General features: G+C 71.5%; 10 protein-coding genes and 1 pseudogene. All 11 read left to right on the forward strand.

Annotated features, from left to right (window positions below; translation table 11 throughout):
* Positions 1 to 2259, forward strand: a 2259-nt coding sequence (locus tag VJ655_RS16865; RefSeq protein ID WP_324113084.1) for a baseplate multidomain protein megatron, incomplete at its 5' end; no start/stop codon positions are given.
* An 86-nt stretch (positions 2260 to 2345) separates the two neighbouring features.
* Positions 2346 to 3272 (forward strand): J domain-containing protein, encoded by a 927-nt coding sequence (locus VJ655_RS16870; protein WP_324113085.1) that lies wholly within the window; start codon positions 2346 to 2348, stop codon positions 3270 to 3272.
* A gap of 118 nt (positions 3273 to 3390) precedes the next feature.
* On the forward strand, positions 3391 to 3726 hold the full coding sequence (locus VJ655_RS16875; protein ID WP_324113087.1) for a PepSY domain-containing protein: 336 nt from the start codon (positions 3391 to 3393) through the stop codon (positions 3724 to 3726).
* A 17-nt stretch (positions 3727 to 3743) separates the two neighbouring features.
* A complete protein-coding gene (locus tag VJ655_RS16880; RefSeq protein WP_324113088.1) occupies positions 3744 to 4421 on the forward strand; it encodes a response regulator transcription factor in 678 nt (225 codons plus the stop codon).
* A 4-nt stretch (positions 4422 to 4425) separates the two neighbouring features.
* A complete protein-coding gene (locus VJ655_RS16885) occupies positions 4426 to 5817 on the forward strand; it encodes an ATP-binding protein (RefSeq protein ID WP_324113090.1) in 1392 nt (463 codons plus the stop codon).
* 178 nt (positions 5818 to 5995) lie between these two features.
* Entirely contained in the window at positions 5996 to 7327 is a 1332-nt protein-coding gene (locus tag VJ655_RS16890; RefSeq protein ID WP_324113092.1) for a hypothetical protein, read from the forward strand.
* A gap of 168 nt (positions 7328 to 7495) precedes the next feature.
* On the forward strand, positions 7496 to 8617 hold the full coding sequence (gene ccmI / locus VJ655_RS16895) for a c-type cytochrome biogenesis protein CcmI (protein ID WP_324113094.1): 1122 nt from the start codon (positions 7496 to 7498) through the stop codon (positions 8615 to 8617).
* Positions 8614 to 9090 (forward strand): annotated as a pseudogene (gene ccmE / locus VJ655_RS16900) (cytochrome c maturation protein CcmE); the annotation flags it as partial. The gene ccmI and the pseudogene ccmE, both read left to right, overlap by 4 nt.
* Before the next feature lie 110 nt (positions 9091 to 9200).
* Positions 9201 to 11183, forward strand: coding sequence for a heme lyase CcmF/NrfE family subunit (locus tag VJ655_RS16905; protein ID WP_324113096.1), 1983 nt, complete (start codon positions 9201 to 9203; stop codon positions 11181 to 11183).
* A 110-nt stretch (positions 11184 to 11293) separates the two neighbouring features.
* On the forward strand, positions 11294 to 11749 hold the full coding sequence (locus VJ655_RS16910; RefSeq protein WP_324113100.1) for a cytochrome c-type biogenesis protein: 456 nt from the start codon (positions 11294 to 11296) through the stop codon (positions 11747 to 11749).
* A 173-nt stretch (positions 11750 to 11922) separates the two neighbouring features.
* On the forward strand, positions 11923 to 12686 hold a 764-nt coding region (locus VJ655_RS16915; protein WP_324113098.1), incomplete at its 3' end, for a trypsin-like peptidase domain-containing protein.

Genomic DNA, 12686 nt, shown 5'->3' on the forward strand with positions numbered 1-12686 from the left:
CCGAACATCGATTTCGTCGGCGTCGACTGGTACCCGCCGGTCACCGACTGGCGCGAGGGCGAAACGCATCTGGACGCCGTGGCCGGCTTCCTGGGCCCGCATGACCCGGCCTACCTGCGCGCTGGCCTGACGGGCGGCGAGAACTTCGACTGGTACTACGCCAGCTCCGCGGCCCGCGACGCCCAGGTCCGCACCCCGATCACCGACGGCGCCCATGGCGAGGCTTGGATGTTCCGCGCCAAGGACCTCAGGTCGTGGTGGAGCCAGCCGCACTACGACCGGCCCGGCGGCGTGCGGGCGTCGAGCCCGACCGCCTGGGTTCCGCAGTCCAAGCCGATCCGCCTGACCGAGTTCGGCTGCCCCGCCGTCGACAAGGGCAGCAATTCGCCCAACCTGTTCATCGATCCCAAGAGCGCCGAGAGCTTCCTGCCGCCCTATTCGACCGGCGAGCGCGACGACTTCGGCCAGCGGCGTTATCTGGAGACGGTGCTGGCCTGGCTGGAGGAGCCGGCGGCAAATCCCGTCTCGAGCGTCTACGGCGGGCCGATGGTCGAGGCGGCTAGCGCCTGGTGCTGGGACGCCCGGCCGTTCCCCGACTTTCCGGCTCGCGCCGACGTCTGGGCCGACGGGAGTTCCTGGACGCTGGGGCACTGGCTGACCGGCCGGGCCGGGATCGCGCCGCTGCCCGAGCTGATCCGGGCGCTGGGCGCGCGGGCCGGGGTTTCGATCGATCCGGGCGAGGCGGGTGGGGCGGTGGGCGGCTATGTCGTTGACCGGCCCATGCGCCTGCGCGATGCGCTGTCGCCGTTGACCGAGGCCTTCGCCCTGGATCCGGCCGAGCGCGGCGATCACGTGCGGATGCTGGCCCGCTCGGGCCGGATGGCGAGCGTGCTGGCGGAGGCCGATCTGGCGCGTCCCGATGACGGCGCGCCCGAGCGCGAGACCCGCGTGCTGGAGCCAGCCGCCGAGGCTCTGCGCTTGCGCTTCCTGGACGCTGGCCGCGACTATCAAGTCGGCGCCCTGATCGCGCGGCGCGAGCTGGGACGAGGGACGCGCGACGCCGACGCGCCGATCGTGCTGTCCACGCCCGAGGCCGAGGCGGCCGCCCGCCGGATGCTGGCGGGCGACGAGGCCGCGCGGCGCTCGCGGATCGTCCACTTGTCGCCCTCGGCCGCCCTGCGGCTGGAGGCCGGCGATCGCCTGGCCTTCGATGGCGGCGCCTGGCGGGTCGGTCGCCTGGACCTCGACGAGCGGCCGCGCGCGACCCTGCTCCCCGTCATGGCGGGGCAGGGCGTCGGCGGTGGGTTCGACTGGACCCCGACCCCGCCGCGAGAGCCCTCGCCGCCGCCGGTGCTGTACGTGCTGGACCTGCCCTCGGACGCCGCCTTGGCGGACGACGCCAGGCCCCTGGTCGCGGCGGCGGGCGAGCCGTGGCGGCCGCTGGAGATCCACGCCGGCGCCGATCTCGAGACCCTGACCGTCCGCGCGCGCTTGAGCAAGCCGGCCACCCTGGGCGTCACCCTGACCGATCTCCCGCCCGCCTCGCCGCATCGGCTCGACCGCGCCGGGACCCTGAGCGTGCGGGTCGAAGGCGCAAGCCTGTCCTCCGCCTCGCTGGGCGCGGTGCTGGCCGGGCGCAACGCCCTGGCGATCGCCGACGCGGCCGGGACCTGGGAGGTGATCGCCTTCCAGGCCGCCGAACTCGTGTCGCCCGATGTCTGGCGGCTCACGGGGCTGCTACGCGGCCAACGCGACGGGGCGGCGACGGAAGGCGTCATCTTGGCCGGCGCGCCGGTCGTGCTGCTGGACGAGGCGGTGGTCCCGATGGAGGTCGCCGCCTTCGAGCGCGGCGCGCCGCTGCGGATGCGGGCCGCGCCGGCGGGCGGTCCGGCGGGTGGCGCGGGGGTGACCGAGACCAGCGCGGTCTGGACCGGCCGGGCGCTACGTCCGCTGGCCCCGACCCATCTGCGGACGCGCCCGGACAGCGGCGACCTGCGGGTTTCCTGGATCCGCCGGGCCCGCGCCGGCGGCGATGTCTGGGCCGGCGAGGTTCCCCTGGTCGAGGGCGTCGAGCGCTACCGCGTGCGGGTGCTGGATGGGACCAGCGTGTTGCGGGAGGTCGAGGTGTCCGCGCCTCTTTTCGTCTATGCCGCCGCCATGAGAACGGCGGACGCGCCGTCGCCCGCCGCGCGGCTGGAAGTCTGTCAGGCCGACGCCCTCTACGGCTGGGGCGTAGCCGCCACGACCAGATTGTGGTAAAAATGCCACATCAGCTCTTGCGCAGGGCGCTGGACGTTCTAGATGGAGGGCGTTACCCCAACCTGCCCATCTGATGAGGACCTTCCTTGGCGCGTGACCCCTACCAGGAACTCGGCGTTTCCCGCACCGCGAGCGCGGACGAGATCCGCAAGGCGTTCCGCAAGCTCGCCAAGCAACACCACCCGGACACCAATCCGGGGGACAAGAAGGCCGAGGAGAAGTTCAAGCAGGTCAGCGCCGCCTTCGACATCCTGGGCGACGCCGAGAAGCGCAAGAAGTTCGACCTGGGCCAGATCGACGCCGACGGGCGCGAGACCATGCGCGGCTTCGGCGGCCAGCCCGGCAACGGCCCGTTCAACGCCGGTGGCTTCGGCCGTGGCGGCTTCCGCGTCGACGAAGGCGCGGACATCGACCTCTCGGACCTGTTCGGCGGCATGTTCAGCGGCGGGCGCGGTCCGTTCGGCGGCGGCGGATCGACCGGCGGCTTCGCGCCGCGCGGCGCCGACGTGCGCGCGCGCCTCGACATCGACCTGGAAGAGGCGATCAAGGGCGGCAAGAAGCGCGTGGCCTTCTCCGACGGCCGCACGATCGACGTCACCATCCCGGCTGGCGCCCAGGAAGGCCAGACCCTGCGCCTGAAGGGCCAGGGAAGCGCGGGACGCGGCGGGGCGGGCGACGCCCTGATCGAACTGGCCATCAAGCCGCACCCGATCTATCGCCGCGAGGGCGAGGCGCTGGTCATGGACCTGCCGATCTCGGTCCCCGACGCGGTGCTGGGCGGCAAGGTCGAGGCCCCGACCCCCGACGGCAATGTCATGCTGAACGTGCCCAAGGGCAGCAACAGCGGCCAGACCCTGCGCCTGAAGGGCCGCGGCTTCGCCGACGCCAAGGGCAAGCGCGGCGACCTGCTGGCCCGCCTGGTGGTGACCCTGCCCGACACCATCGACCAGGACCTCGAGAAATTCGCCCAGGCCTGGCGGGACCAGAAGCCGTACACGCCGAAGCGGAAGTAGGGCGGGCGCTGGTCACGAGCGGCCTCTGGCGCACCCGCCCCCGTGACAGAACGACGCAGCCCGTTCATAAGCTGGGCGTTCAGTCTCCATTCAGCCGCGTTCCGCTACACCGGGGAGCATGAAAACGATCCGCGTCATCCTCGTCGCCGCCGCGCTGGCCGCAGCCCTTCCGGGCGCGGCCATCCCGAGCGTGTCTTGGGCGCAGCATCGTGGACCTGACTCGCTGGGCGCCGACTGGCGCGCGCAGCAGGACCAGGCGCGGGGCGGCGTGCAGTCGGGCCGCCTGGTGCCGTTGTCGCGGGTGATCGAGATGATCGGCCGCCGCGTGCCGGGCCGGGTGCTGGACGCCGGTCTCGAGGGCCGCAACTACCGTGTTCGCTGGGCCACCGCCGATGGCCGCCGCATCGACTTCATCGTCGACGCCGAGACCGGCCAGATCATCAGCGGGGGCTGAGGAGTTTTCGAAAAGACATGCGCATCCTGCTCGTCGAGGACGATCCCGACCTGACGCGCCAGCTGAAGCTGGCCCTGGCCGACGCCGGCTACGCCGTCGACCACGCTCCGGACGGCGAGGAAGCCCAGTTCCTGGGCGAGACCGAGCCCTATGACGCCGTGATCCTCGACCTTGGCTTGCCCAAGGTGGACGGGGTTTCGGTGCTGGAGCGCTGGCGGCGCGGCAATGTCGCCACGCCCGTGTTGATCCTGACCGCGCGCGGCGCCTGGAGCGACAAGGTCGCCGGGTTCGACGCCGGGGCCGACGACTACCTGGCCAAGCCGTTCCACACCGAGGAGCTGCTGGCGCGCCTGCGGGCCCTGCTGCGCCGCTCGGCCGGCCACGCCGCGCCGTCGCTGTCGTGCGGCGCGCTGCGGCTGGATCCGCGCGCCGCGCGGGCCAGCGTCAATGGCGAGCCGCTGCGCCTGACCTCGCTGGAATACCGCCTGCTGCACTACATGATGATGCACCAGGGCCGGGTGATCGGCCGCACCGAACTGGTCGAGCACCTCTACGACCAGGACTTCGACCGCGACAGCAACACCATCGAGGTGTTCATCGGCCGGCTGCGCAAGAAGCTGGGCGCGGACCGGATCGAGACCGTGCGCGGCCTGGGCTATCGCCTCGCGCCGCTGCCGGGCGAAGAGGTTTCCTAGACCCTTGCTGGACCTGCGCCGCCGTTCGCTGGTCCGACGCCTGGTCCTGATCGCCGGGATCTGGACCCTGCTGGTCATGCTGATCGCCGGCGTCTTCCTGACCGCCCAGTTCCGGGGCGCGGCCATCCGCCGGTTCGACCAGTCGCTGGCCGTGCTGACCGATGACCTCTACGCCGGCTCGACGGTCGAGGCGGGCCAGCTGAAGGCGCCGTTCCTGACCGACATCCGCGCCACCCGCGCCTATTCCGGCCGCTACTGGGTGATCCTGGACAAGCAGCCCGACGGCGCGATGAAGGCGATCGAGCGCTCGCGCTCGCTGTTCGACAGCGACCTGGTGCTGTCCTCGGCCCAGGTCGACAAGCTGGACGCCGCCCCGGGCAAGACCCAGTACTTCGACATGCGTGGTCCGCAGGACAAGCCGCTGCGCGCCGCCGCCATCCTGACCCGGCTGCCGGGCTATGCCGATCCCGTGGTGTTCCTGGCCGCCGAGGACCGCTCGCCGATCGACGCCGACGCCGACCGTTTCGCCCGCATCACCGCCTTCGCCCTGCTGATCCTGGGCGGCGGCCTGATCCTGGCGGTGGTGGTGCAGGTGCGCTTTGGCCTGCAGCCGCTGTTTCGCCTGCGTCGCGAGGTGGCCGCGGTGCGCCGGGGCAAGGCCGAGCGCGTCGACGGCGCCTATCCGGAGGAACTGGCGCCCCTGGCCGGCGAGCTGAACGCCCTGCTGGCCCACAACCAGGAGGTCGTCGAGCGCCAGCGCACCCATGTCGGCAACCTGGCGCACGCTCTTAAGACGCCGCTGTCGGTGATGCTGACCGAGGCCAGCCAGCAGCCCGGTCAGCTGGCCGAGGTGGTCGAGCGTCAGGCCCAGACCATGCGCGAGCAGGTTGACCACCACCTGCGCCGAGCTCGCGCCGCCGCCCGCTCCCAGACCAGCGGCGAGCGTACGCCGGTCGAGCCGATCCTGGACGAGCTGGCCGTGACCCTGGAGCGTATCTTTCAGGACAAGGCGGAGGGGCGCGGCGTCGAGATCGACTGGCGCTGCCCCGAGGACCTGGTCTTCCAGGGCGAGAAGCAGGACCTTCTGGAGCTTGCCGGCAACGTCATGGAGAACGCCGGCAAGTGGTGCCGCGGCAAGATCCGCGTCGACGCCGCGCCGGCCGGGGAGGCGCGGATGCGCCTCACGGTGGATGACGATGGCCCCGGCCTGCCGCCCGAGGAACGCGCCCAGGCCCTCAAGCGCGGCCAGCGGCTGGATGAGAAGGCGCCGGGCTCGGGTCTTGGTCTGTCGATCGTCGACGAGCTGGCGCGAGCCTACGGCGGATCGGTCCAGCTTGGTGAATCACCGCTGGGCGGCTTGCGCGTGAGCCTGGACCTGCCGCGCGCCGAGACCTGATCCCAATGCGACGTTGCGTCGCGGAGGCCCGCCGCCGCTAACGGTTTGTCGCCAAGAGATTTTCGTTATGCGCCCGGGGCGATAGGGGCGCGATTTTCTGAGCGTTTCGGAAATCCTTAACCTCGTTCCGAACATGGTTGACGGTCTGTCGGGCTGAGCGCGTCCGACATGGGGAATCATGGCCGCCATCGCCGCCCATAAACTGCAGCTGATCCGGACGCTGGTGGAGACCGCGCCGGATGCGGCGCTGCGCAGCCTGGAGCTGGCCCTGGCGGGGACCAGCGCCCAGAGCATGCTCGCGCCCGTGCGCGAACTGGTCGAGGACGAGACCTCCAATCGCTTCGTCCGCAACAATGTGCTGGGTCCGATCGTGCCCCTGTGCGCGGCGCGAGGCGAGGGCTGCGTGTCCTTCCCGGCGCCGGTGCTGTCGCGGGTCTGGCGCGCGCTGAAGGGCATGGCCCCGCGCGAGGCGCAGGACGCGGCCGCCAAATGCAATCCATGGGACCTGGAGCAGGGGCCGCCGCCGGTCTTCGACGAACTGTGCAAGATCGCCGCCGCGGCCCTGCGCGATCCTGGCAACGCCACCTTCGACAGCGTGCGCTCGCTGTGCGATCCCGAACAGCTGGCCATGTGCCTGCAACTGGCCCCGATCGTCCGCACGTGCCTGCCCAGGCTGTCGGAATGGGTCAGCCGCATGTCCGACGAGCGCGCCGCCGCCGCGCGCCTGGCCTATAGCGACGCCTGCCGGATCAGCGAGGACGCCGGACCGCTGCTGCTGGACGTCCTGTCGGCCCATCTGCCCGACGAATGGCGCATCCTGAGGGTCATCTCGGCGGTGATGGATCGCCCCAGCGATCGCTATCTGGCCTCGTCGGAAGTCAGCCATATCGGCGAGCGCATCCTGTCGGACATCGAGGCCTCGATCGCCCATGTCGAGACCTTCAACTTCGCTGGCGGCGAGAAGGCCGGGCGCGAGGCCGCCCAGCGCGCCCAGAAGGTCCAGTTGCAGGTGGTCGAGTTCAACCAGTCGGTCGAGCTCAACAAGGACGGGCCCTGGGGACGGCGACTGGCGCGCGCCAAGCTGAACATGGCCAAGGCTTGCGAGGGCCGCATGGACCAGGCCGATCGCGAGTTGGACAAGGCGCTGCCGACCCGGCCGATCTCGATGCTGGCCAAGAAGGGCGCGCGGGGCGTCGCCAAGCTGACCGACGCGCCGGACGAGGCCCTGCTCGACCGCGCGCGCGGCGCCCTAGCCTTCATCGCCGAGTTGCGCGCCTGCGCCGACAAGGCCGGCTACGGGACCTCGCGCAACAAGGTGCTCGAGAAGCTCAACAGCCGCCTGGACCCCTATATCGAAGACGTCCTGCACGTGGCGCGCACGGGCGATGGCGGCGATGCGGGCCTGGCGGTCCGCTACCTGGACGTGGCCGCCAGCTTTATCGCCTACACCCGCGACGACAAGACCGCCGAGATCGTCCGCCGCCGCGCGGCCGCGGCGATCGCGGCCTGATCCCATGTCATCCCGGCCAAGCGCGCAGCGCGCCGAGTCGGGACCGCCGAAAGCTTCGCGCTTGTCGAGGTCCCGGGTCTCCGTGCGCTCCGCCCGGGATGACGGGGGTCGCCCCTTAAGCGCTTTTCCCACTAACGGCCGACGTCAGAACAAGCTAACACCCGCACCATGATCGCATTCTGGATCGCCGCGACGGGGCTGTCGGCCGTGACCGCGGGCTTGGTGCTGCGCGAAGCGGCGCGAGCCCGGCCTGTCGATGACGCCCAGACCCGCCTGGAGCCGCATCGTCGTCGCCTGGCCGAGGTCGAGCGCCTAGCCATCGATGGCCTGCTGGCCGAGGACGAGTTGAAGGCCGCCCGCGCGGAAGCGGGGCGAGGGCTTCTGGCCGCCGCGGACCAGGCCGAGACCTGGGAGCGGGGCGGCAAGGGCGTCCGCAAGGTCGTGGTCGCCGTCGCCGGCGCGGCGTGCGTGGCCGCGGTCGGCCTCTATGTCGCGATCGGCCGGCCCGAACTGCCTGACCAGCCTTATGTGAAGCGCGTGGCCGAATGGAAGGCCGCCGATCCGTCCACGCTCGACCCCGCCCGCATCGCCGCGGTGCTGGAGAGCGTGGCGGCCGAGCGGCCCAAGGAGGTCGAGCCTTTGGTGTTCCTGGCCAAGGCGCGCGCCGCGGCGGGCGACATGGCCGGCGCCGAGCAGGCCTTGCGCCGCGCCGTGACCCTGGCGCCGAACCGGGCCGACATCTGGAGCCTGCTGGGCGAGACCTTCGTCATCGAGGCCAAGGGCGACATCGGCGCCGACGCCAAGCTGGCCTTCGGCCGGGCGCTGAAGGCTGATCCGAAAGACCTGCGCGCCCGCTACTATATGGGCCGCGCCCGCATCGCCGAGGGCGACGTGGCCGGCGGCGTCGGCGACTGGCGCGCCCTGCTGGACAGCCTGGCCGCCGATGATCCCGCCCGCACCGCGCTGGGCCGCGAGATCGCCCAGGTCCAGGCCGCCGGCGGCCTGCCCGCGGCGCAACCGGCCGCGACCGACAATCCCCAGGTTCAGGGCATGATCGCCGGCATGGTCGAGGGCCTGGCCGCGCGCCTGGCCCAGTCCCCCGACGATCCCGACGGCTGGGTGCGCCTGGTCCGCGCCTATGCGGTGCTCGGCGAGACCGCCAAGCGCGACGCCGCGCTCGCCACCGCCACCGCCCGTTTCAAGGACCAGCCCAAGGTGCTGTCCGCCCTGCGCCAGGCGGCCGACACGCCGTCGCAGTCCAGCCTTCAATCTCCGAAGACCGCCCCATGAGCTTCTGGCCGAAATCCCGCAAGGCGCGCCGGCGCCTGACCATCCTGCTGGCCGTCGCGCCGGTGCTGGCCCTCGCCGTCGGCCTGGCCATGTACGGCATGCGCGACAGCATCTCGCTGTTCTACACGCCGGCCCAGGCCCAGGAGGCCCACGTCAAGCCAGGCCGCAAGGTGCAGTTGGGCGGCCTGGTGAAGCACGGCAGCGTGGTCAAGCATCCCGGCGGCGACGTCGAGTTCGTGGTCGCCGACCAGAAGGCCAGCGCCAAGGTCGTCTATCACGGCGACCTGCCCGACCTGTTCCGCGAGGGGCAGGGGATCGTCGCCGAGGGGACGTTCGACGCGAACGGGACCTTCGTGGCCAAGCAGGTGCTGGCCAAGCATGACGAACGCTACATGCCGCGCGACGTGGCCAAGGCGTTGAAGAAGCAGGGCGAGTGGCGCGGCGAGGGCGCGGGCGCGCCGGCTTACCAATCCTCCCCCCAAGGGGGGGGTGTCGGCGCAGCCGACGGTGGGGGAAGTTCCGCCGCACCGGCCACGCCCCCCTCCGACCTTCGGTCGCCTCCCCCACGGGGGGAGGATCGTCGATGATCGTCGAACTGGGCGCCTTCGCCCTGATCCTGTCGCTGGCCCTGTCGGTCGCCCAGACTGGCCTGTCGGCCGTCGGCGGCGCGCGGCGCTCGGTGGTGCTGGCCGGAGCCGGGCGCGGCGCGGCCGTGGCCGCCTTCCTGGCCGTGGCGACCGCTTTCGCCGCCCTGATCTACGCCTTCGTGGTCTCCGACTTCTCGGTCGCCAACGTCGCGTCCAACTCGCACACCGCCAAGCCCATGCTCTACAAGGTGGCCGGCGCCTGGGGCAGCCATGAGGGCTCGATGCTGCTGTGGTGCCTGGTGCTGACCGGCTACGGCGCGGCCATGGCCTTCTTCGGCGACAGCCTGCCGCCCCGCCTGCGAGCCTACGCCATCGCCATCCAGGGCGCGCTGGGCGTCCTCTTCCTGGCCTATACGGTGTTCGCCTCGAACCCGATGGAGCGGCTGCTGGATCCGCCGATCGAGGGCCGCTCGCTCAATCCGCTGCTGCAGGATCCGGCGCTGGCCTTCCACCCGCCGTTCCTCTACGCGGGCTATGTCGGCTTCTCGGTGGTCTATTCGCTGTCGCTGGCGGCCCTGATCGAGGGCCGGATCGACGCGGCCTGGGCCCGCTGGGTGCGGCCCTGGACCCTGGCGGCCTGGAGCCTCTTGACCATCGGCATCACGCTCGGCGCCTTCTGGGCCTATTACGAGCTGGGCTGGGGCGGCTGGTGGTTCTGGGATCCGGTCGAGAACGCCAGCTTCATGCCGTGGCTGATCGGCGCGGCCCTGCTGCACTCGGCCATCGTCACCGAAAAGCGCGGGGCCCTGCCGGGCTGGACCGCCTTTCTGGCGCTGGCGGCCTTCACCTTCTCGATGCTGGGCGCCTTCCTGGTGCGCTCGGGCGTGCTGACCAGCGTCCACGCCTTCGCCGTCGACCCGACGCGCGGCGTCTTGCTGCTGATCATGATGGGCATAGCCGCTGGCGCGGGCTTCCTGCTGTTCGCGATCCGCGCGCCCAGCCTGAACCCCGGCGGCCAATTCCGCACGATCAGCCGCGAGAGCGCCATCGTCCTCAATAACATCCTGTTGTCGACGGCGACGGCGGTGGTGCTGCTGGGCACTCTGTTCCCGCTGATCCGCGAGGCCATGGACGGCGAGGCGGTCTCGGTCGGCGCGCCGTTCTTCAACCTGACCTTCGTGCCGCTGATGATCCTGGCCTTCGCGGTGCTGCCGGCCGGGCCGCTGCTGGCCTGGAAGCGCGGCGACGCCAAGGGCGTGGCCCGCAAGCTGTGGATCGTGCTGGCCGCCGCCGCCGTGCTGGGCCTCGTCGCCTACGGGATCGTCCAGCCGCGCAAGGCCCTGGCCAGCGCCGGCCTCGTCGTCGGCTTCTGGCTGATCGGCGGCGCGCTGCTGGAGCTGGCCGAGCGCCTGAAGCTGCTGCGCGTTCCCGCCGCCGAGAGCGCCCGCCGAGCTCGCGGCCTGCCGCGCGGCGCCTGGGGCACGACCCTGGCCCACGCGGGTCTGGGGATCTTCGTGCTGGGCGCCTCGTTCGAGACCGCCTGGCGGGTCGAGGCGGCCCAGGCCCTCAGCCTGAACGGCAGCCAGCCCCTGGGCGCCTACACCCTGACCCTGACGCAGGTCGGCACGGTCGAGGGGCCCAACTACCTGGCCGAGCGCGGGATCGTGAAGGTCGTCGACAAGGCCGGCGTCGTCGTCTGCCGGGCCGAGCCCGAGCGCCGCTTCTATCCCACCGGCGGCCAGACCACGTCCGAGGTCTCGATCTGCCCCCGGGTGCTGGACGACATCTACGTGGTCATGGGCGAGCGCCGGGCGGGCGAGGGCGGCAAGCCGGCCTGGCTGATCCGCGCCTATGTGAACCCCTGGGTGCGGCTGATCTTCCTGGGGCCGCTGATCATGGCCATCGGCGGTGCGGTGTCGCTGTCGGACCGCCGCGTGCGCCTGGGCGTCGGGCGTCGGGCTGGGGAGGCGGTGTCGTGAGGACGTTCAAGATCCTCCCCCTAGCGGGGGAGGTGTCGGCGCAGCCGACGGAGGGGGAAGTCTTGCACGCTGGCCTCTCCCCCCTCCGGCGCTTCGCGCCACCTCCACCACTGGGGGGAGGATTTAAGGCCCTCGCCATCGCCGTCGCCTCCATCGCCCTGATGGCCGGCGCCTCCGAGCCGTCGGAGCGGCTGGCCGACCCCGCCCAAGAGGCCCACGCCCGCGCGCTGTTCCGCGAAGTGCGCTGCCTGGTCTGCCAGAACGAGTCGATCGACGACTCCGAGGCCCAGCTGGCCGGCGACCTGCGACGTATTGTCCGGGAGCAGGTCAAGGCCGGACGCAGCGACCGCGAGATCCGCGCGTTTCTCGTGCAGCGCTACGGCGAGTTCGTGCTGCTCAAACCGCCGTTCTCGGCCGGCAACGCCGTGCTGTGGCTGGCTCCGGTGGCTGTCCTGCTGATCGGCGGGGGGCTGATGTTCGGGCTCCTGCGTCGCCGCGAGACAGCAGAGGGCGAGCTTTCGCAGGACGAGGAGGATCGGCTGCGGCGTCTGCTCGAAGACGAATGACACGATTGCGCCGAAAAGGGGCCGCAAGAAGCGCCTTCTGGATCGGAAAGATAAGTCGAGAACCATTGCACCTTTTACTGTCGGGACTAGGTTCTCAGATCAACGGGACCGCGCGCCGGGCGCGCGGGTTGAGGCCAAGGGACCGCGCGGCGCGCGGGTGAGGAAAGACGAGAATGACCGCTAGGAAGTCGGGTTTCATTGTGGGCGCAGTCGCTGGCGCGGGCGTGGCCGCCGCGGCCTTGGCGGGCGTGGGGATGCGCATGGGAACGGCGGGCGCCGCCGAGGCCCCGGCCATCCGTCCCGCCGTCGCCAGCGCGCCGGCCTTCGCGCCGCCGCCCGGCGCGCCGATGTCGTTCGCCGACATCTTCGAGAAGGTTTCGCCCGCGGTCGTCCAGATCAACGTCACGTCCAAGGCCTCGCCCCAGCCCCTGCGCATCCCGGGTCTCGAGGGCTTCGACATCGTCCCACGGGGCAAGAAGGCCCCGGGTCCGGGCAGCCAGCCGGACGGCGACGACGGCGACACGCCGGCCACGCCGAAGCAGCAGTCGGCCGGTTCGGGCTTCTTCATCTCGGCCGACGGCTACATCGTCACCAACAACCACGTCGTGGCCGACGCCGACGATATCCAGGTGGTGATGAAGGACGGCCGCGAACTGAAGGCCACCCTGATCGGCCGCGACGAGGGCACGGACCTGGCGGTGGTCAAGGTCGTCGATCCCAAGGCCAAGGGCGCCGACTTCCCGTATGTGAATTTCGAGAACCAGGCCAAGCCGCGCGTCGGCGACTGGGTCATCACCATCGGCAATCCGTTCGGCCTGGGCGGCACGGCCACGGCCGGCATCATCTCGGCCTATGGCCGCGACCTGCAGGACTCGACCTCGCAGTTCGTGAACTACATCCAGATCGACGCGCCCATCAACCGGGGCAACTCGGGCGG

The organism is Caulobacter sp. (genome assembly GCF_035254145.1).
Taxonomy (GTDB): Bacteria; Pseudomonadota; Alphaproteobacteria; order Caulobacterales; family Caulobacteraceae; genus Caulobacter.